This is a genomic window from Pseudonocardia sp. Ae331_Ps2, from assembly GCF_001932405.1.
Taxonomy (GTDB): Bacteria; Actinomycetota; Actinomycetes; order Mycobacteriales; family Pseudonocardiaceae; genus Pseudonocardia.
The window spans coordinates 358,392-377,621 of record NZ_MCIM01000001.1; the positions used below are offsets into that span (position 1 = coordinate 358,392).

General features: G+C 69.5%; 16 protein-coding genes, 1 tRNA gene and 1 pseudogene. 11 read left to right on the plus strand and 7 right to left on the minus strand.

Annotation, left to right across the window (positions count from 1 at the left end; translation table 11 throughout):
* The first annotated feature begins 42 nt into the window (after window positions 1-42).
* From Ae331Ps2_RS01780 to Ae331Ps2_RS01810, 7 genes and pseudogenes are all read left to right on the plus strand, one after another.
* A complete protein-coding gene (locus tag Ae331Ps2_RS01780; protein WP_075311173.1) occupies window positions 43-1,242 on the plus strand; it encodes a hypothetical protein in 1,200 nt (399 codons plus the stop codon).
* 76 nt (window positions 1,243-1,318) lie between these two features.
* Complete coding sequence (locus tag Ae331Ps2_RS01785; RefSeq protein ID WP_075313133.1) at window positions 1,319-2,143, plus strand: transposase family protein; 825 nt, start codon at window positions 1,319-1,321, stop codon at window positions 2,141-2,143.
* A gap of 36 nt (window positions 2,144-2,179) precedes the next feature.
* Window positions 2,180-3,616 (plus strand): annotated as a pseudogene (locus Ae331Ps2_RS01790) (Z1 domain-containing protein); the annotation flags it as partial.
* Complete coding sequence (locus Ae331Ps2_RS01795; RefSeq protein ID WP_075311169.1) at window positions 3,613-4,602, plus strand: PD-(D/E)XK motif protein; 990 nt, start codon at window positions 3,613-3,615, stop codon at window positions 4,600-4,602. The pseudogene Ae331Ps2_RS01790 and the gene Ae331Ps2_RS01795, both read left to right, overlap by 4 nt.
* Window positions 4,599-6,452 (plus strand): hypothetical protein, encoded by a 1,854-nt coding sequence (locus tag Ae331Ps2_RS01800; RefSeq protein WP_075311167.1) that lies wholly within the window; start codon window positions 4,599-4,601, stop codon window positions 6,450-6,452. Before Ae331Ps2_RS01795 ends, Ae331Ps2_RS01800 begins: the two co-directional genes overlap by 4 nt.
* The gene (locus tag Ae331Ps2_RS01805) at window positions 6,449-7,342 is read left to right on the plus strand and encodes a hypothetical protein (RefSeq protein ID WP_083695140.1); all 894 of its coding nucleotides are present in this window, start codon (window positions 6,449-6,451) and stop codon (window positions 7,340-7,342) included. The genes Ae331Ps2_RS01800 and Ae331Ps2_RS01805 overlap by 4 nt, the downstream gene beginning before the upstream one ends.
* A complete protein-coding gene (locus Ae331Ps2_RS01810) occupies window positions 7,339-8,109 on the plus strand; it encodes a DUF6339 family protein (RefSeq protein WP_075311165.1) in 771 nt (256 codons plus the stop codon). Before Ae331Ps2_RS01805 ends, Ae331Ps2_RS01810 begins: the two co-directional genes overlap by 4 nt.
* Here the strand turns inward: Ae331Ps2_RS01810 and Ae331Ps2_RS01815 are convergent.
* Window positions 8,103-8,474, minus strand: a complete 372-nt coding sequence (locus tag Ae331Ps2_RS01815; RefSeq protein WP_075329814.1) for a very short patch repair endonuclease — start codon at window positions 8,472-8,474, stop codon at window positions 8,103-8,105. The genes Ae331Ps2_RS01810 and Ae331Ps2_RS01815 overlap by 7 nt on opposite strands.
* A 156-nt stretch (window positions 8,475-8,630) precedes the next feature.
* Between Ae331Ps2_RS01815 and Ae331Ps2_RS01820 the strand changes: the two genes are divergently transcribed.
* Window positions 8,631-9,725 (plus strand): DNA cytosine methyltransferase, encoded by a 1,095-nt coding sequence (locus Ae331Ps2_RS01820; RefSeq protein WP_075311163.1) that lies wholly within the window; start codon window positions 8,631-8,633, stop codon window positions 9,723-9,725.
* A gap of 520 nt (window positions 9,726-10,245) precedes the next feature.
* Here the strand turns inward: Ae331Ps2_RS01820 and Ae331Ps2_RS01825 are convergent.
* The 5 genes from Ae331Ps2_RS01825 to Ae331Ps2_RS01840 form a co-directional block, all read right to left on the minus strand.
* Complete coding sequence (locus tag Ae331Ps2_RS01825) at window positions 10,246-11,031, minus strand: hypothetical protein (protein ID WP_075311161.1); 786 nt, start codon at window positions 11,029-11,031, stop codon at window positions 10,246-10,248.
* A gap of 1,076 nt (window positions 11,032-12,107) precedes the next feature.
* Complete coding sequence (locus Ae331Ps2_RS31780) at window positions 12,108-12,275, minus strand: hypothetical protein (protein WP_158071511.1); 168 nt, start codon at window positions 12,273-12,275, stop codon at window positions 12,108-12,110.
* A gap of 90 nt (window positions 12,276-12,365) precedes the next feature.
* Window positions 12,366-12,437: transfer RNA gene (locus tag Ae331Ps2_RS01830), tRNA-Val, on the minus strand.
* A gap of 13 nt (window positions 12,438-12,450) precedes the next feature.
* Window positions 12,451-12,915, minus strand: coding sequence for a peroxiredoxin (locus Ae331Ps2_RS01835; RefSeq protein WP_075311159.1), 465 nt, complete (start codon window positions 12,913-12,915; stop codon window positions 12,451-12,453).
* Window positions 12,912-13,343: a DUF3052 domain-containing protein gene (locus tag Ae331Ps2_RS01840; protein WP_020624178.1), complete on the minus strand. Its 432-nt coding sequence runs from the start codon at window positions 13,341-13,343 to the stop codon at window positions 12,912-12,914. Before Ae331Ps2_RS01840 ends, Ae331Ps2_RS01835 begins: the two co-directional genes overlap by 4 nt.
* Before the next feature lie 372 nt (window positions 13,344-13,715).
* Between Ae331Ps2_RS01840 and aceE the strand changes: the two genes are divergently transcribed.
* Window positions 13,716-16,508 (plus strand): pyruvate dehydrogenase (acetyl-transferring), homodimeric type, encoded by a 2,793-nt coding sequence (gene aceE / locus Ae331Ps2_RS01845; RefSeq protein WP_075311157.1) that lies wholly within the window; start codon window positions 13,716-13,718, stop codon window positions 16,506-16,508.
* Window positions 16,509-16,732: 224 nt separating this feature from the next.
* Entirely contained in the window at window positions 16,733-16,936 is a 204-nt protein-coding gene (locus tag Ae331Ps2_RS01850; protein ID WP_020624180.1) for a cold-shock protein, read from the plus strand.
* Between the two features lie 89 nt (window positions 16,937-17,025).
* On the opposite strand, the gene Ae331Ps2_RS01855 is transcribed toward Ae331Ps2_RS01850, so the two are convergent.
* Window positions 17,026-17,772 carry a pirin family protein gene (locus Ae331Ps2_RS01855; RefSeq protein ID WP_075312988.1) on the minus strand — a complete coding sequence of 249 codons (747 nt, stop codon included), beginning with the start codon at window positions 17,770-17,772 and terminating at the stop codon, window positions 17,026-17,028.
* A gap of 9 nt (window positions 17,773-17,781) precedes the next feature.
* Between Ae331Ps2_RS01855 and Ae331Ps2_RS01860 the strand changes: the two genes are divergently transcribed.
* Window positions 17,782-19,161, plus strand: coding sequence for a CdaR family transcriptional regulator (locus Ae331Ps2_RS01860; protein WP_075311155.1), 1,380 nt, complete (start codon window positions 17,782-17,784; stop codon window positions 19,159-19,161).
* The last annotated feature ends 69 nt before the right edge of the window (window positions 19,162-19,230 follow it).

Consider the following 19,230-nt stretch of genomic DNA (forward strand, 5'->3'; position numbering starts at 1 on the left):
TACTCTCTCGAACATCCGAAGGGGACACGTGGGGGTAACCGGGTGGCTGACGGACTGTCGGAGAAGCAGATCGAGCGGGCCTACCAGGTCTTCTTGAAGCACTGCGAGACGAGCTCACCGGCGGACGCCGTCAAGGAGCTCGAGACCATGATGGTCCCGGCCCCTCTGATCAAGGCCGTGCGGGAGAAGCACGAAGGCGAGACCGTCAGAATTCGCAATCTCGACCAGCCGCCGTCGGTCTGGCGGGATGGACGAACCACCTGGTACACGGGCCCGAAGGACTCCGACCGCAACTGGCCTGCCGTCGTCAAGTCGCTGCAGGCCAAGAACTTCGGTGCCGACAACATCGCGTCGGTCGACGAAGCGTCGACCAAGATCCTCTCCTTGCTCGACCACCCCAAGCAGGACAAGTTCAGCACCCGTGGCCTCGTCGTGGGGTTCGTGCAGTCCGGCAAGACAACGAACTTCACCGCAGTCATGGCCAAGGCAGCGGATCGCGGCTACCGACTCTTCATCGTGCTGTCCGGCATCCACAACACGCTGCGTCGACAGACCCAGATCCGGCTCGCCGGCGACCTCGTGCACGCCAACCCAGACCTCTGGCACGAGGTCACCACCGAGTTGAAGGACTTCACCCCGCCGGGCGGCAACCCGCAGGTCTTCTTCGCAACCAAGGGCCATCACATGCTGCTGGTGGTCAAGAAGAACGCCGCGGTCCTCCGCAAGCTCCGCGACTGGCTGGACAAGGGCGGCGACTACCTCGCTAGGACCCCGACCCTGATCATCGACGACGAAGCCGACCAGTCCACCGTCGCCACGGCGAAGATCAACCCGCTACTTCACCAGGTCATGAGTAAGTTCCCGAAGGTCGGCGACATCGGTTACACGGCCACCCCGTTCGCAAACCTGCTGATCAACCCGGCGGACACGACCGACTTCTACCCTCGCGACTTCATCGTCAACCTGCCGCAGCCCATCGGCTACCAGGGCACCGAGATCCTCTTCGGGCGTGAGCTACTGCCCGGCGAGGACCCGGCCGACCTACCCGGCGGCTTCGACATGGTCCGGACCGTCCCCGACGACGAGGTCGACGACCTCAAGCCCCGGGCGAAGAAGGACGTCGCGGACTTCTACCCGGGCGTGACTCACTCGCTACGACGCTCCGTGGAGTGGTTCTGGCTGGCCACTGAGGTGTTCTCAGTAGCGGGGTGGCAGGTCGTGGCGACACGCCGAGGGTGGTGAGATGAGCGGGAACGGGGCAGGACCCCGGTAGATCGGTTCGGTCCAGCACAGATCGACACCGTCACCGAGGTCCTGCATGTCTGATCCTGTCACCTACACCGCTGTCCTCCCGATCGGGGAGCGCACCGTGGCCTATCTGGCGCGGCTCCTGGTCCTTCAACGCCGTCGACGTGGCACCCGGCGGCGGGCGTTGACCCCGTTCGCCCAGGCAGTGCTGGTGATCCGCTGGTTCTGTGATGCTACCCGGGTCCGATGTTTGGCCGGTGACAACGCGATCAGCACTGCAACGGCCTACCGTTACCTGCACGAAGGCATCGACGTCCTCGCCGCGGCCGCACCCGGCCTGCACGGAGCCCTGCTCGCCGCCCGCACAGCCGGGCACACCCACGTGAATCTCGACGGCACCCTGATCGCCACCGACCGGTGCCGCGCGCTCGGCCTCACCCCCGGGGTCGACCTGTGGTGGTCGGGCAAGCACCGCCGCCACGGCGGGAACATCCAGGTCCTCACCGCACCTGATGGATGGCCGCTATGGACCAGCGACGTGCGGCCGGGCCGCGAGCACGACACCCGCTGCGCCCGTACCCACCCCGGGCTGCTCGAGGGCCTGGCCGCGTTCACCGACGACACCCACGCCGCGCTGGGCGACCTCGGCTACGAAGGCGAAGCCGACCGGCTCACCGTGCCCATCAAACTCGCCCCCGGCCGCGGGCAGACGGTCAACCAGCGCACCGTCAACACCCTGCACTCAGCCCTTCGTGCTCTGGCCGAACGCGGAAACGCCCTGCTCAAGACCACCTTCGCCGCGTTGCGGCGAGTCACGCTATGTCCCTGGCGCACCGGCGCGATCACCGCAGCTGCGCTCGTACTACTCCACACCGAGTACGACCGCACGACATGATCAACCCGCTACTGAGAACACCTCACTGCCGCCCGCAAGTTGCGAGGCGGCGGCAACGAGCACTCGACGATGCTGATCCACACCACTACCGAGACCGCCGTGCACGAGCGGTTCAAGGATCCGCTGCTGGAGCTGAAGAATCGGATGCTCACCGGCCTGACCACAAAGGACCCCGGGCTACTCGACCGGCTGCGGACGACGTGGGCCAAAGAGACGGCGCGGGTGCCCGCAGCCGACTTCGGCGAGACCACCGTCCCGTTCGAGGACCTCCTTGTCGAGCTGCCCGATGTCGTCGAAGCCACGACGGTCGTGATCGACAACTACCGCAGCACCGACCGGCTCGACTACGAGTCGGGCCCCGTCACCGCCATCGCCGTCGGCGGCAACACGCTGAGCCGCGGCCTCACACTCGAAGGCCTCGTCTCCAGCCTGTTCGTCCGCGCCGTGTCCGCCTACGACACCCTGCTGCAGATGGGCCGCTGGTTCGGCTACCGCAATCATTACGCGGATCTGCCCCGCATCTGGATGACGGACGAGCTCATGGACTGGTTCAGCCACCTGGCCACGGTCGAAGCCGAGATGCGGCTGGACATCAACCGGTACATGAACCCGGGCGTGACGCCGCGGAACTTCGCCGTGCGCCTGAGGACGCACCCGAAGATGAGCATCACCGCCAAAGCCAAGATGACCAGCGCCGTCCGCGCCGTCGCGGCCTACGGCGGACAGCTGGTGGAGTCGCGCTTCTTCGACGTCTCCGATAACGGCCTCTCCTGGTTGGAGGCGAACGCCGCCGCGGCCCGGACCCTGGTGTGCCGCGCCGCGCGCGACGGGTCGGCGAGGACTGCCCGGAACGAGACGGCACTGTTCACCGATGTCCCGCACGAGCACGTGCTGGAGTTCCTCACGTCGTACTCGTTCCACGAGCGCTCGTCGGACGGCGACTCCGGGCGCATCGCCGAGTACATCCGCAAGCGGGTCCGCGCAGGCTCTCTCGGCCGCTGGAGCGTCGGCGTCATCGGCAACTCGCAGCCCAGGGCGGACACGAAGCGGTGCGACCTGGGTTCCGGGGTCGAGGTCCGGATGGTCCGACGGGCACGGCTGTCCTACGACGAGGACAGTGACTTCGACGGCGTCGCGGACATCAAGACCCTGTCCGGTAGCCGCGACGAGGCGATCGACCTCGACATCGCGAGCAGCCAGCCCAAGCGTTCCGAGCTCGATGCGAGGCGACGGGAGCAGCGACCGAACGAGGGTCTCCTGCTGATGTACCCGATCGATCCGTGGTCCGAGCCCACCGCCAAGAAGGGTCGCGTTCCGCTCGCCGCACCGACCGACGACGTCGTGATGGGCGTGGCGCTGGTGTTCCCGCGCCCCGAGGACAAGGACTCCGACGTCGAGTACATGAGCGCGGACCTGTCGAAGGTCCTCGTCGAGGAGGAGGACCTCTCGATCCTCGACCAGGACGACGAGTGACCGTCAACGGCAGCCGGCTCGAGGATCTCTGGTCTGCGGCCGCGGCGAGGCCCGTGGTCAGCCTGTTCCGGACCGCATCCACCGATACCGACACGAAGTTCGGCCCGGTCCTGGTCGGCGTCCGGAACACCGGGGCCCGACACCTGCTCGTCCCCATCGACGGGAAGCACACGCTGCAGGAGGACGTCGACGGGCGCGCGGTCACACTGCGCCGGCAGGTGCTGGAGGATGAGACCAGCTACCGGGTCTATGCCTCGCTGGCGCTGGTCGACGACAGACTTCGTGACCTGTTCACCGCGCTCTGCGCCGAGGTGGTCGAGCGGATCGCCGCTGCCCCGGAGAGGGCCGTCGCCGCACTGCGGCGAACCCTCGCCGACTGGCGGGCGTTGCTCTCCGGCTCCAGACACACGCTCGGCCCCGAGGAGCTGGCCGGCCTGTTCGGCGAGCTCACCGTCGTACGGGCGATGGTCGACCGCGACCCGGGGGCGGTCGCCTTCTGGACCGGCCCGCTGAAGAGCAGGCAGGACTTCCACCGCGGCACGACCGCCCTGGAGGTGAAGAGCACGACCTCACCGGAGTCCCGGACCGCCCGGGTCCACGGCCTCGGCCAGCTCGACGGAGGTGACGGCCGGCTCCTGCTGACCTGGTTCCGGCTGCGTACCGACCGCGGACGGTCCGTGCCCGAACTAGTCGACGAGATCCTCGACATCACCGACGACGAGGCCACCTTCCTCGGCGCCCTGCTGCAGGCCGGCTACACCCGGTCGGAGCGCGAGGTGTACTCGCGTCGGGTGTTCGAGGTCGTCGAGCAGCGGACCTTCGAGGTCGGACCGGGCTTCCCACGCATCGTCGCTGCAGGCCTGACCGGAGACGCGGAGTTGGCGGGCCTCGACCATGTCGACTACGACGTGGACCTCGACAGCGCACCGGCCGTCGCAGCGCGCACCGACACCGATCCCGTCGAGACTCTCCTGGAGCAGACGTGATCACGCCACGCTGGTGGTCCCAGCCGTTTCCACCGACGGGCGCGATCGCATCCGAGGGCATTCGCAACCAGCTCGGTCGCCCGCCCGTCGACCCGCTGACGGTGTTCGTGCGGGAGACGGCGCAGAACTCGTGGGACGCGCGGCTCGGTGACAGACCCACGTCGTTCCGACTGGAGCTCACCACGGTGGCCCCGACGCATCGGCCGAACTGGGAACGGCTGCTCACCCCGCCTGCGAACCGGGAACCCAATCTCGGGATCGGCAGGCTCGTCCGGACTCCGAACGTACGACTGCTGTCCGTCGTGGACCGCGGTACGAAGGGCCTCGGTGGGCCGACCAGGGCCGACGAAGTCGCCGCCGACCGTCGCGACTGGGTCTCGTTCGTGCTCAACGTCGGCGAGAAGCGCGACACCCACCAGGGCGGCGGCACCTACGGCTACGGGAAGGCCGTCCTATACAGGATGTCCAAAGTAGGCACGATCCTCGTCTACACGCGGACCGACGTCCCCGGCGTCGGGTTGGAGTCCCGGTTGATCGGCATCGCAATGCGGGAGTCGTTCGACGGCCGCGAGACCCCCACCGACGACACCCGCCCGTTCACCGGGCGGCACTGGTGGGGAGATGTCCAGGAGGGTCACGTCGAGCCGCTCCGCGGTGCCGAGGCCGACACCGTCGCCCGCAGCCTGGGCCTATTCCACTTCGCCGACAACGAGACCGGCACCACCCTCGTCGTCCTCGATCCGAACCTCGACGACTTCGAGGACGTCGGCGACGGGGCCCGGCACCTCGCGAACACCCTCGCATGGCAGCTGTGGCCGATCATGCTGCCCGAACGCGGGGACAACCGGCTCGTCGCCGAGGTCCGGGCGAGTGGTACGACGTTCCCGGTTCCCGACCCCGCGGAGACCTACCCGTTGGACATGTTCGTCGAGGCCTACCGCGCGCAACGGGACGGAAAGGGCGAGGTGCTGGAGTGCAAGAGCCCGAAGCGGAAACTCGGTACCTTCGCGGTGAAGGAAGATTTCGTCCTGCCCATGGCCGCTGACTCCGCTGGCCTCGCGGCCGCATATGCGGGGGTTCCGGGCGACCCGCACCACATCTGTCTGATGCGCTCCCCTGAGCTCGTCGTCCGGTACCTCGAGCAGACGGAGACGGGTTCGGTGAACCGCGCTTACGCGGGAGTCTTCCGCGCGGCCGACGATCTGGACGATGTGTTCGCCGCCAGCGAGCCCCCGACGCACGACGACTGGGTGAGCCAGCAACTGGCCGGTCAGGACAAGACGTTCGTGAACGTCACGTTCAGGCGGATCAAGGAGCAACTCGCCCGGTTCAAGGGCTCCGCAGCTGCCCCAGTTCGCACCGAGACCGGGGTAGCGCTCGGCGCCGCGAGCAACTTTCTCGGGGGCATCGTCGCCGCGGCCTTCGCCCGCCCCGACGCCCACTCGCCCGGGGGTGGCGACGGACGCGGGGCCGGCAGCGGAGGCGGCGGGCGTCCGTCGCCGACGCCCCGGGACAGGGTACGGGTCACCGAGCTGACCGAACCGGCCGTCGACGAGCGAGAGGGAAAGGTCGTCCTCGCCCAGCGGTTCTCGGTGACCGGGCCAGGCCCGGTCCTCCTCCAGGTCCGACTCTCCGTCGGTCTCGGCGAACGCGGACGCGAGGACGACGCTCCCGTGGGCGCGGCACGTCCCGAGGTTCTGTTCTGGTCGACAGAAGCGGGGCTGCGCAGGACTGAGACCTGTGTTGTCGCGAGCCCGTCGGAGGTCGAGCTCGTCGTGCTGCCGGTGCCGGACACCATCACCGACCTCGTCGTCACCGGCACCCGCGCCGAGGGGGTCGCCTCCTCGTGAGCCGCGCGTACCCCTACCGACGCCCACCCGGCGACGTCGTCACCATCGGCCCGTGGCTGCGTCTCACCGGCGACTCGGTCGACGAGCTACCGCTCGATCTACCCGACTGGGACTACGGGACGGTGCTCCACCTGAAGCGACCCATGCGCGTGGACGGGCTGCGTGCCCGCGAAGCCTGCGGGCTCTCGGCCGGTTCCGCGGTCACCCTCACCGTCGTGTGGGCGGCCGCGAACTCGTCGCTGCGCGGGCAGGCCTGGCAGGGTCCTGTGCCCGCTGTCGACGGGGCAGAGCTGGAGATCGACTTCGAGCTGCCCGGCGACGAGCTCGGTGGGAGGCTCGACCTCGAGACGAGCCTGATCCTGCAAGCCGCCGAGGCGGGATCGTCCGCGACCGCACCGAGCCGTCCCGGCAGTGTCCTCTGGCGGGAGGTGCACTCGGTGATGCTCCAGGGGGACGCGGTCCTGTTCCCATTGGCCGTCGTCGACTTCGAGCAGGTGAGGTACCCGTCCGGTGCAGCGTGGCACCTCGAACTCAGCGAGGATCTCGACTCGCAGGCCCTCGGGTCGATCCTGCTCCTCGCCAACAAGCGACGACCCGTCGTGACCTCCGCGCTGGAGAACGCCGCGGATCCGACGGAAGCGGACCGGCTGGTGCTCTCGACCGTGCAGAGCGAGGTCGTCCGGTCCCTCGTGGAACGCGCCGTCGTCGACGACGAGTTCGACCCCGCGAACGATTACGCCGCCGGCACCGTAGGCGCGCTGCTCACGTCCGTGCTGGTTGCGACCTTTCCCGAGCGGGACCTCGACGCACTGCGCCGCGAACGCAAGCACGAACCCATCCTGTTCACGACCCGGATTCAGAACGCCACGGGTCTGCTGGCGAGCACATGAGCATCCTGTATCCGCGACTGCTCGACTCCACCGCCACCGAACTCTTCGACCGCTACCAGCAGCTCACAGTGGAGGAGCTGACCACCGAGCACACCTTCGCCCACCCGTCGGCCGTGTTCGCCGCGACGGGCGGACACCGCGTCCGCCGCGAGCAGCTCGAGAACCTGCGTGGCCGGGTCCTCGAGGTCGCCGTGGACGCCGGTTTCCCCGGCGGCGGACGTCGCCGCTCCCACAGCAACTTCGACCTCGACATCGCCCGCCTGCTCCACGCGCGGATGGGGCTGGTCGCCGCCGAGGCGTCCGTCCGACCGATCTGGGCATTCCTGGCTCTCGTCGTGCTGCCCGACGTGTCGTTCTGGCGTTACCGCGAGCCCACCGGCGACCGCTTCCTCGCCACAGACATCACCCGACACGTCTGGGGTCGGCTGTGGTGGCGCGCCCACCTCACGGCTGTGCCGAGCGAGACCGACCCCTACCGCCTCATCGGAACATTCGGCGAAGCCGACTTCGACCAGATCTTCGCTCGACGGGCCGGGCTCGGTGGGAGCCGAGCCCTCATCCGTGCTCTCTCGGACGTCTGGCCGAGCGTCGACAAGGGCGGCTTCGCCGACCGGCGAGTGCTGCGCGACGTCCTCAAGCGTCTCCTACGGACGGCTCCGGTCATCGAGTTCGACGCCCTCGGCTACGCCGACCTCTGCGAGCAGATCCGACGTGAGGCGGCCGGCTCCGTCGCCGCGATCCGTGAGGCGGACCTGCACGCTCAGTGACCCCGAACGGCCATCTCGACGACGTCCACCGCTGCCACCGGATCGTCGTGCTCCCAGAACCGCAGGACCGTCCAACCGAGCTCGCGGAGATGTGTGTCGGTCGTCCGGTCGCGCTGCTGGTTCTTCTCCAACTTCGCGATCCACCATTCCCGGTTCGCGCGCGGGATGCTGGTGTGGTCCGGACAAGAGTGCCAGAAGCAGCCGTCGACGAACACCGCCACCATCGCACCCGCGAAGATCATGTCGGCACGACGACGCGGCATCCCCGGGATCGCCTTGTCGACCCGGTAGCGAAGACCCCGCCGATGTGCCTCCCTACGGACCAACATCTCGGGCGCGGTGTCACGGCGCCGGGCCCTTCTCATGCGCGCGGCGACCGCGGCGCTGGAAGCCACGGGACGATCGTTCGACACCCTGTCCTCCCTGGTTCTGACGATGTCCCGAGTGCTACCACAAGTCCGTTCGAGGACACTCCGACGGGCATGCGGAGGGTTGTCGGTGCGGCCGGCTAGGTTACACTCGTGACAGCCTTGCGTCTCGTCGACCTCTTTGCGGGTTGTGGTGGCCTGACCAGGGGTTTCCTCGATGCGAACCGCGATCTCGACACCACCTTCACCTTTGAGGTCGTGGCGTCGGTCGAGCTAGACCGAGCCGCAGCTGCGACTTACGCCGCGAACTACGGCCGCGAGCACCTTTTCCACGGACGGATCGAGGACTGGCCCACGTCGTCGATCCCAGCGGCAGACATCGTCGTCGGCGGGCCTCCATGCCAGGGCTTCTCGAACCTCGGTCGGCGGGACCCACTGGACTACCGGAACCGCCTGTGGCGCGAGTATGTCCGGGTCGTCGAGACCGTGCAGCCCTCCTACTTCGTCATCGAGAACGTCGCAGCCTTCTTCAAGTCCCCGCAGTGGGCCCTCCTGCAGCTCGCAACCGGCCCCGACGGTCCGCTCCGGAACTACGAGTTGCAGCCCTACATCCTCAACGCAGCCGAGTTCGGCGTTCCTCAGCTGCGTAAGCGAGCCGTCGTACTGGGCAGACACACGAGCCGTGACCCCCTGCCCGAGCCCAGGGGCAGGTTCGCGGCGCAACCCGAGAGCTTCGCCACCGTCAGGCAGGCATTGGCCGGCCTCCCGGCTTCGGTCGATCCGGGCCACATCGACCTGCCCGACGAGATCTTCGACTTCGACGGCCGCTCCGTCCCCGGAGCATTCAAGACGGCTCAGCTCCATGTAACCCGCCACTTCCAACCGCTGTCCCTTGAACGGTTCGCCGCCATCCCCGAGGGGGGAAACCGCACGGACCTGCCTTGGGAACTGCAAACCTCGGGCTGGCGCAAGCACAAGACCGGCTCGTTGGATGTCATGGGCCGCCTGCACTGGGGTAAGCCCTCCGTCACGATCCGAACCGAGTTCGTGAAGCCCGAGAAAGGACGCTATCTCCACCCGAGCGAAAACCGCCCGCTCACCCTCGCCGAAGGTGCAATCCTACAGACCTTCCCACTTGACTATCAATGGTGTGGAGCCAAGGTATCCATCGCCCGCCAAATCGGGAACGCCGTTCCGGTCGAGCTCGGAACAGCGTTGGCCAGGCTAGTTCGAGGAGGAATGACCTAGCTGACCGGGCATCGCTGTCGCTCGAAGGTCGAGCTGCCGGGACACAACACCCTTGCACGCCCGCCGCGCCGTGTTGCGAGAGACGCAGCACTGCCGCATCTCCGCGGCCTCGCTCGCCAGCGGCGCATCCGGGGCCAAAGATCCGGTGCTGATGTGCTCGGCGAGGTCCCTGGCCATGCGGCCGTGCGCCGTCGTCCGGCCCGGTCTGGTCCCTCCAGCAACCCGGCGGCCGATTCGCCCGGATGGCTTCCACGATTCCTTAGTCCACGAGAACCGCGAGGGTGGCACTAGGCACCCCTCGGGCTACATCGCATTGATCACAGAGCCTCCGGAGGCAGGATTGAGCCAGGCATCAGGACGCCGTCACCGATGCGATGACGGGAGATCCCCCGCGATGCGTTGGGAGTCCCACAAGGGGCCACGGCGATGACGATCCGCTGATCGACAAAAGGTTCCAGCGAGGGTATCGACCCGCCAGACGCGGAGCCGCGGAAGACGCCAGTAACGGCCGGGCACATCCTCAGCGTCTCGCGAACTCATCGACAGACGCGGCGCCGGTCAGTACAGCTTCGAGGTCCGCCGAGAGCTGATCCCACTGCAATTCCCAGCAGAGGACGAACCTCTCGTCGTCTGCACGTACAGCCGCCCTTCCGAGTCGTCGAAACCCGACGTCGCACCAGTCCAGGTCACGCTTCCGATACTTGACGACTGAGGTTGCCGCGTACCGATAGCGGGACTGTGCGGAGTGCGACCGGTTCGGGAGCGCCTCGATCTCCGACAGACTTGGATTCATATCGCCGGCGAAGTCGAGGCGCTGCAGAAGCGGAGATCTACCGTACTCCGCACGAACTGCGACGACACGAAAGAGTGCCACCCTGCCGCTTTCTGACATATACTCCAGAACGTCGCCCGCTTCGAGATCGGTTTCGTATCGCCATTCGCGGCGGATCGTTCTCCGTGCTGACTGCTCGCCTGCAATCTGCTCGGCCACTCTCTCCAGAACTGCCCGGCGTCGATCGACCGTCCTGGGTCCGAAGTCTTCCCAGCGCACCAGGTCCGATCCGTTCGCCATGAAACGCGCCGCTCGCTCGCGGACTTCGCTGCTGAGTCGCCCGACCTTGAATTGAGTCATCGCGAACGCGATCCAGAACTCGGGGACGTCGTCCTCCTCGATCTCTGCATACTCCGCGATGATGCGGGTTTCCACTTCCTCATCCGACACCTTGCCGGAGAGCAGTTCCCGGTACTCATCACGTACATCGCACGCCAGATCACTGGAGAACAAGCCGGTACCCCACGCGCCCATAGGTACGACGATAGGCCGCGCGGCGCCAGGAGCACCGACCCGATCAGAGGAAACCAGAACGGGAAGGGCCACCGCAATCACAACTAGGGCGCGGCCGAAACGATGGGAATGGGCAGACACACCGTGGTCATGCTTCGCTCTCCAGTTCCCGGACACGGGCGCGCATCCGACGGACGACCACACCATGTAGCCCAACAGAACGAGCCAACCGGCGACGAGCCCGAGGTGCAAGTACCGATCCCAGCCATCCCGGCTGACGGCGTTGAGCGCCCAGACAATGACGAGTATCGGGTAGTGCCAGCTCAGCCGGGTCTGCTCGCGACCAACCCGCAGGGCCAGGCCGCGTTGTGCGACCGGGATCGGATCGCCGCGTCTCAACGCCCTCGACAGAGCAGAACGCTCACGGCGGGACGGAAGCTCATTCAAGGCCAAGGTGGGCCAGGGCTCCCCCGGCAGCCACATTCTCTTCCCCAGTCGACGGCGCGACAACGATCGGCCGCTCGCCCCGGCTCCCCGACGAGAACGCCCCCGCAGCAGTTCGGACGCCTGGTGCACCGTGCTCGGCGCGAGCCCCTGCTCCGCGGCCAACACCTTGCCCCTAGGAAGGTGCCCACCCCACCGTCATTGCCCCGGACTCGATCTGCTTCGGCATCTGCGCCCCCGAGTACAGCTACGCTGACACCGCGCCCACGCCAGTACGCACCGTTCAGCACGAAGTGGAGGTGCCGGATCGTCGCCGGCGCGAGCGGCCGACAGCAGCGCGGACGGCACCGGCCGTCGCACTCGTGCTCCCGCGGCGTCCGGTGATCGACGCGCTACGCCGACCCCGAGCAGTGGTCGCGACAGCGACGCAGCTCGGCGTAGAGCGAGTCCAGCGCCTCCGCCCCGACGGCGCCGGCCTTCGTCCTCCCCAGGAACGGACGGACATGCAGCTCCAGGTACCGGGTGTAGGCCCGGTGCGTGGTCGCGCCAACGTCGAGGGTCTCCAGGTACCGGTCGAGCAGCTGGTCCAGCGTCGCGCTCGTGCGGGGGCTGCGCTGCTCGTCGACGGCGTTGAGGAGCCGGGTGCGCGCGGCCTAGGCACGGGCCTCCTGGCGCGGGCTGGGCTCGATCACCCCGACGAGGGTGTTCCGCTTCCCCGATACCGGCTCCTGCCCGCCGTAGACGCGGACGCGCAGCGGGCCGCTCGGCAGCCTGTCGATCGTCCCGCGCTGCCTCCGGCGACCGGCCCTCGCCCATGTCATCGACCGAGGACACGAGCCCTTCGTGTCACGAAACGTGTCACGAAGACCGAGCGGTGATCTTGATTGCAGTAAACCTGCTGGTCAGATGCGTGGGCGCGGCAGGGTTCGAACCTGCGACCGCTCGGGTGTAAACCGAGTGCTCTCCCGCTGAGCTACGCGCCCGGGACGGACATCTTCACACGGCCGACAGCGCCCGCCGCCACCCGTCCTGGTCCCGCGGCTCCCCCGGCCGGTTCACCTCGGTGAACGAGACGGTGCCGTCCGGTCTGACCAGGAACGTCCCCCGCAACGCCATCCCCTTCGCGGTGTCGAACACCCCGTAGGAGGACGCGACGGCCCCGTGCGGCCAGAAGTCCGACAGCAGCGGGAACCCGAATCCCGCGGACGTGGCCCAGGCCGCCAGCGAGAACGTCGGGTCGCAGGAGATCGCCAGCACCTGGACCGAGGAGTTCTGGAAGTCCCCGAGCGTCGACTGCACGGCCTCGAGCTCCCCGCCACAGATCCCGGAGAACGCGAACGGGTAGAAGACGAGCAGGGCCGAGCGCCCCGACCCGAGCACCGACGCCAGCGAGACCGGCTGCCGGTTCTGGTCGGGGAGCTCGAAGTCCGGGGCGACCGCGCCCTCGACGACTGGGCTCAGCGCTTGCCCTTCCCCTGCTTCGGCGGCACGAGCTTCGACCCCACCCAGTCGTCCCCGAGCGTCGCGTTGGACGTCTGCGACAGCCCGGCGGTCGGAGCCGCCTCGGCGATCTCGGAGGGCTGGATGTGGCCGTCACGGCCGGTCTTGGGTGTCAGGACCCACACGAATCCCTCGTCCGAGAGGGGTGTTCGGGCGTCGACCAGGGTGTCGATCAGGTCGCCGTCCCCGTCGCGGAACCACAGGAGCACGACGTCGATGACCTCCTGGGCGTCCTCGTCGAGGAGCTCCTCACCGGTCGTGTCCTCGACGGCCTCTCTGACCTGGTCGTCGATGTCGGTGTCGTACCCGAGTTCCTGGACGATCATGCCCGGCTCGATGCCGAGCTTTGCCGCGATGTCGGACGCACCGGCATCTGCCGCGGTCACCACTCGTTCCCCTTTCACGCTGCTCACGCAGTCCATCGTCTTCGGTTCCGCGTGCGGGCGCCACCCTTCGCGCGAAATCGGATGGGGCATCCGATCACGGGGGCCCGACCCGATGCAACCGGCCCGGGGTTCGCGCCCCGGTGACGCGCAGGTCACCCCGCCCTCCGTTCAGTTACGTACGAGTAGTACCTATCCTCGCGGCAAGAGCCCGACTTCGTGAACGACGAGTTTCGGGACCGCGCCGGAACAGGCACGATGGACCGAGCCACGGCCACGACTGCCGAGTCCGGCCGGCGACGTCGCCCCACATGCCGGCGGCGGGTACGACAGGGCCGGGCGATCCCGGCCACCGACGGAATCAGGCAGGGAGAACCCTTGACCGCGCAGAGCAGCAGGGCCGGCAACACCGACAACGGGGAGCCGCGCCGCGTCAACGTCATCCGGGACGGGTTGGCAGCCCACCTCCCGGACATCGACCCGGAGGAGACGGCCGAGTGGCTGGAGTCCTTCGACGCGGTCCTCGACAACGCCGGCCGCCAGCGCGCCCGCTACCTCATGCTGACGATGCTGCAGCGCGCCCGCGAGAAGCACGTGGGCGTCCCGTCGCTGACCGCGACGGACTACGTCAACACCATCCCGACCGACCGTGAGCCGTGGTTCCCCGGCGACGAGGACGTCGAGCGCACCTACCGGCGCTGGGTGCGCTGGAACGCTGCGATGACCGTGCACCGCGCGCAGCGGCCGGGCATCGGCGTCGGTGGGCACATCTCGTCCTACGCCTCGTCGGCGACCCTGTACGAGGTCGGCTTCAACCACTTCTTCCGCGGCAAGGAGCACCCGGGCGGCGGCGACCAGATCTACATCCAGGGGCACGCCTCCCCCGGCATCTACGCCCGCGCCTTCCTCGAGGGGCGCCTGTCCGAGGACCGCCTCGACGGCTTCCGCCAGGAGCTCAGCCACGCCGGCCCGGGCGGCGGCCTGCCGTCGTACCCGCACCCGCGCCTGATGCCGGACTTCTGGGAGTTCCCGACGGTCTCGATGGGCATCGGCCCGATGAACGCGATCATGCAGGCGCGGTTCAACCGCTACCTGAGCGGCCGCGGCATCAAGGACACCTCGCAGCAGCAGGTGTGGGCCTTCCTCGGCGACGGCGAGATGGACGAGCCCGAGTCGCGCGGTCTGATCCACGTCGCGGCCAACGAGGGTCTGGACAACCTGAACTTCGTCGTCAACTGCAACCTGCAGCGCCTCGACGGCCCGGTCCGGGGCAACGGCAAGATCATCCAGGAGCTGGAGGCGTTCTTCCGGGGCGCCGGCTGGAACGTCATCAAGGTCATCTGGGGCCGCGAGTGGGACGCCCTGCTGCACGGCGACCGCGACGGCGCCCTGATCAACCTGATGAACACCACGCCGGACGGCGACTTCCAGACCTACAAGGCCAACGACGGGGCCTACGTCCGCGACCACTTCTTCGGCCGCGACCCGCGCACCAAGTCCCTCGTCGAGCCGATGAGCGACGCCGAGATCTGGAAGCTCAAGCGCGGCGGCCACGACTACCGCAAGGTGCACGCGGCCTACGCCGCGGCGACCGCGCACCACGGCCAGCCGACCGTCATCGTGGCCAAGACCATCAAGGGCTACGGCCTGGGCACGCACTTCGCGGGCCGCAACGCCACCCACCAGATGAAGAAGCTCACGCTCGACGACCTCAAGCAGTTCCGCGACGAGCAGCGCATCCCGATCTCGGACTCCCAGCTCGAGGCCGACCCGTACCTGCCGCCGTACTACCACCCGGGCGAGAAGGACGAGGCGATCCAGTACCTGCGGGAGCGCCGTCGCCAGCTGGGCGGGCCGCTGCCGTCGCGCCGGACCGCCAGCAAGCCGCTGGTGCTCCCCGGCGACAAGGTCTACGACTTCGTCAAGAAGGGGTCCGGCAAGCAGGAGGTCGCCACGACGATGGCGTTCGTCCGGCTGCTGCGCGAGCTCATCAAGGACAAGGAGATCGGCGCGCGCTTCGTGCCGATCATCCCGGACGAGGCCCGTACCTTCGGTATGGACTCGATGTTCCCGAGCCAGAAGATCTACAACCCGAACGGCCAGAACTACACCTCGGTCGACGCCGACCTGATGCTCGCCTACAAGGAGTCCGAGCAGGGCCAGATCCTGCACGAGGGCATCAACGAGGCCGGGTCGGTCGGGTCGTTCACCGCGGCGGGCACGTCCTACGCCACGCACGACGAGCCGATGATCCCGGTCTACGTCTTCTACTCGATGTTCGGGTTCCAGCGGACCGGCGACTCGATCTGGGCCGCCTCGGACCAGATGGCCCGCGGCTTCCTCGTCGGCGCCACGGCCGGTCGCACCACGCTGACCGGTGAGGGCCTGCAGCACAACGACGGCCACTCGCTGCTGCTCGCGGCGACCAACCCGGCCGTCGTCGCCTACGACCCGGCGTTCTCCTTCGAGGTCGCGCACATCGTCCAGGACGGGCTGCGCCGGATGGTCGGCGAGAAGCCCGAGAACGTCATCTACTACCTGACGGTCTACAACGAGCCCTACCGCCAGCCGGCCGAGCCGGAGAACGTGGACCGCGAGGGCATCCTGCGCGGCATGTACCGCTTCGCCCCGGCTCCCGAGGGCACCGGCCCGGTGGTGCGGCTGCTCGCCTCCGGCGTCTCGCTGCCGTGGGCGCTGACCGCACAGAAGATGCTCTCCGACGAGTGGGACGTCCGTGCCGAGGTCTGGTCGGTGACGTCGTGGGGCGAGCTGCGCCGCGACGGCGTGGACGCCGAGCACGCCAACCTGCTCAAGCCCGGCGACGAGCCGGTCGTGCCCTACGTGACCCAGAAGCTGGCCGAGGGCGACAACGGCGAGGCCCCGGTCGTGGCGGTCTCGGACTGGATGCGCGCGGTCCCCGACCAGATCCGCCAGTGGTCCCCGGCGCCGTTCCTGTCGCTGGGCACCGACGGGTTCGGGCTGTCCGACACCCGTCCGGCCGTGCGCCGGCACTTCGCGGTCGACGCCGAGTCCATCGTCGGCGGCGCGCTGTCGCTGCTGGCGAAGCAGGGCCTGGTGAAGACCGAGACCGCTGCCGAGGCCGCGGCCGGCTACAAGATCGACGACCCGCAGGCCGCCGGCCCGCAGATCGGCGACGGCGGGGCCGCCTGACCCCACCCGGCCCGCGACGGCCCGCCTCCCCCACCGGAGGCGGGCCGTCGTCCGTTTTCGCCCCTCCCAGGGCGGCGCAGATCACGATAGGCTCCGCGCGACGGCGGTGGCGGTGATCACTCGTCCTCGCGACTCGCCGTCCTGACCAGGGCGTCGACCGTGTGCGCCGCTGGCCCGCGGTCCGGGGCGGAGTGTTCCGGGCCGATGATCTCCAGGGAGCGGTAATGGCAGAAGGCACCGTCAAGTGGTTCAACAGCGAGAAGGGCTACGGCTTCCTCGCCCCCGACGGTGGTGGTGCGGACGTGTTCGTGCACTACTCGGCAATCCAGACGAACGGCTACAAGAGCCTCGACGAGGGCCAGCGCGTCTCGTTCGACATCGAGCAGGGGCAGAAGGGGCCGCAGGCCAGCGCGGTCACGCCGCTCTGAGCCGCCCGGTCACCCGCCCGGCGCGGTGACCGCAGCAGGCCGCACCGGCCGAGGCCCGCGCCCCGGCCGCGTTCCGCGGTGCCCGGGTGTCACCACCCCAGCGCCGCGTGCATCTCCCACACCAGGAGCTCGGCCCCGGCCGGCCCGGCGGTGACCCGCCGGCCGCCGTCGTCGACGACCCTGGCCGCGTCGCCCGTGGCGAGCGCGTCTCCGGGCACATCCTCCAGCGTCGCGTCCCCGCGTGCCATGAACGCGTGCACGAACGGGGCGGTCGGCAGCACCGTGGCCGATCCCGGCGCGAGCCGTGCCACCGACAGCGCCGCCGCGCGCTGACGCAGCGGCAGCAGGGTCGCGTCGCGGTGCCGTTCCAGCCCCGAGGCCAGGACGACCGTGTCGCCGTGCGCCCACTCGTCCGCCTCCCGCACGAGGTGGCGCGGGTCGCCGCCGGGCTCCTCGGGCACCACCCACATCTGCACGAACCGCACGCCCCCGTCCGGCGTCGCGTGCTCGGAGTGGCGCACACCCGACCCGGCACCCAGGTACTGCACCCCGCCGGGCCCGACCCGTGCGGTCCGTCCGGTGGCGCTGTCGCGGTGCTCCAGCTCGCCGTCGAGGACCCAGGTGAGGATCTCGGTGTCGCGGTGCGGGTGCTCGTCGTAGCCGCGCCCCGGGACGAGCCGGTCCTCGTTGTGCAGCAGGAGCAGCCCGAAGTGGGTGTTGGCCGGGTCGTAGTGCGCGCCGGCGGAGAAGCTGTGCCACGAGTCGAGCCAGCCGGTCCGCGTGCGCGCCCGCGAATCCGCGCGCCGGAGCGTGACGTGTCCTGTGGGTGCGTCCATCGTCGTGTCATGCTGCCCGACGTGCACCGCCACCCGGTCGCGGACGCGACGTTGCGCCGCCTCGAGCTCGCCTCCTCCAGGCTGGCCGCGGCCTGTCTGGCGGAGATGGAGCGGCGCTGCTCGTGGTTCGCCGGGCTGCCCGCCGACCAGCGCGCCGGCGTGGCCCTGGTGACCCAGACCGGCGTCGCGAACTTCGTGTCCTGGCTGCGCGAGCCGGACCGCACCACCCCGCTGACCGCCGAGGCGTTCCGGATCGCGCCGCGCGACCTGGCCCGGCGGATCAGCCTGCGCCAGACCGTCGAGCTCGTGCGCATCGCCGCGGACGTGTTCGAGGAGCACCTGCCCCCGCTCGCCGACGACGCCGAGCGCCACGAGCTGACCGAGGCCGTGCTGCGCTTCGGCCGGGAGATCGCCTTCGCCGCCGCCACCGTGTACGCCGGCGCCGCGGAGTCCCGCGGCGCCTGGGACGCCCGGCTGGAGGCACTCGTCGTCGACGCCGTGCTGCGCGGCGACACCGACGGCGCGCTCGTCTCCCGGGCCGCCGCGCTCGGCTGGGACCCGGCCGCCCCCGTGCACTGCCTGGTCGGCTCCGCACCCGGGTCCGGCCCGGAGTCCCCGCAGCTGATCGTGGAGCTGCGCCGGGTCGCCGCGCGGCTCGGTCACGACGTGCTCGTCGGCGTCCAGGGACGCCGGCTGGTGGTCCTGCTGCACCTGACCGGGCGGCCCGCGCGCCGGGTCGCCGACCGGCTCGCCGAGACCACCTCTGCGCGCCGGGCACCGGCCGGACGCGGACCGGCACCGGGGACGAGCGCGGTCACCGCGCGGGTGCTCGCCGAGGTCGCCGGGCACTTCGGGCCCGGACCGGTCGTCTCCGGCCCGCCCAGCACCGACCTGGCCACCGCGGGCGGCGCCGTCGCCGAGGCGCTGGCCGGACTGGCCGCGGCCCCGGGGCACCCCGACGCGCCCCGCCCGGTCGACGCCGCCGACCTCCTGCCGGAGCGGGCCCTGCACGGCGATCCGGCGGCGCGGCGCCGGCTCGCCGAGGACGTCCTGGCCCCGCTGTACGACACCGGCGGCGAGCTGCTGCGCACCCTGGCCGCCTACCTGGAGGGCGGGGCGAACCTGGAGGGCTGCGCCCGCGCGCTGTACGTGCACCCCAACACGGTGCGCTACCGGCTGCGGCGCATCGGCGAGCTCGTCGGACGCTCCCCCACCGACCCGCGGGAGGCGTTCGTGCTGCGTGCCGCGCTCGTCGCGGACCGCACCGCCCGCGCGTCCGACGGGCCGGCCGTCGCCGCGCACACCCCGCTGACTCCCCTGGACCCGACCGGGGAGCATGATCCCGACGTCGACGGCGTCCGTGTCCCGGCGGGCGGGGCGTTGTCGTGAACCCTACAAACACCGGCCCCTACGGATCGGTAACGAGGCCCCGGTCACACCTGCGTGTCGTAGGTTTCC

What these genes read in the sequence shown, in the direction of transcription:
- Ae331Ps2_RS01850 (WP_020624180.1), top strand. Translation starts at nt 16,733, where the DNA reads ATGGCAGAAGGCACCGTCAAGTGGTTCAACAGCGAGAAGGGCTACGGC.
- Ae331Ps2_RS01860 (WP_075311155.1), top strand. Translation starts at nt 17,782, where the DNA reads ATGCTGCCCGACGTGCACCGCCACCCGGTCGCGGACGCGACGTTGCGC.
- Ae331Ps2_RS01825 (WP_075311161.1), bottom strand. Translation starts at nt 11,031, where the DNA reads ATGGGCGCGTGGGGTACCGGCTTGTTCTCCAGTGATCTGGCGTGCGAT.
- Ae331Ps2_RS01855 (WP_075312988.1), bottom strand. Translation starts at nt 17,772, where the DNA reads ATGGACGCACCCACAGGACACGTCACGCTCCGGCGCGCGGATTCGCGG.
- Ae331Ps2_RS31780 (WP_158071511.1), bottom strand. Translation starts at nt 12,275, where the DNA reads ATGACATGGGCGAGGGCCGGTCGCCGGAGGCAGCGCGGGACGATCGAC.
- Ae331Ps2_RS01785 (WP_075313133.1), top strand. Translation starts at nt 1,319, where the DNA reads ATGTCTGATCCTGTCACCTACACCGCTGTCCTCCCGATCGGGGAGCGC.
- Ae331Ps2_RS01815 (WP_075329814.1), bottom strand. Translation starts at nt 8,474, where the DNA reads ATGAGAAGGGCCCGGCGCCGTGACACCGCGCCCGAGATGTTGGTCCGT.
- Ae331Ps2_RS01810 (WP_075311165.1), top strand. Translation starts at nt 7,339, where the DNA reads ATGAGCATCCTGTATCCGCGACTGCTCGACTCCACCGCCACCGAACTC.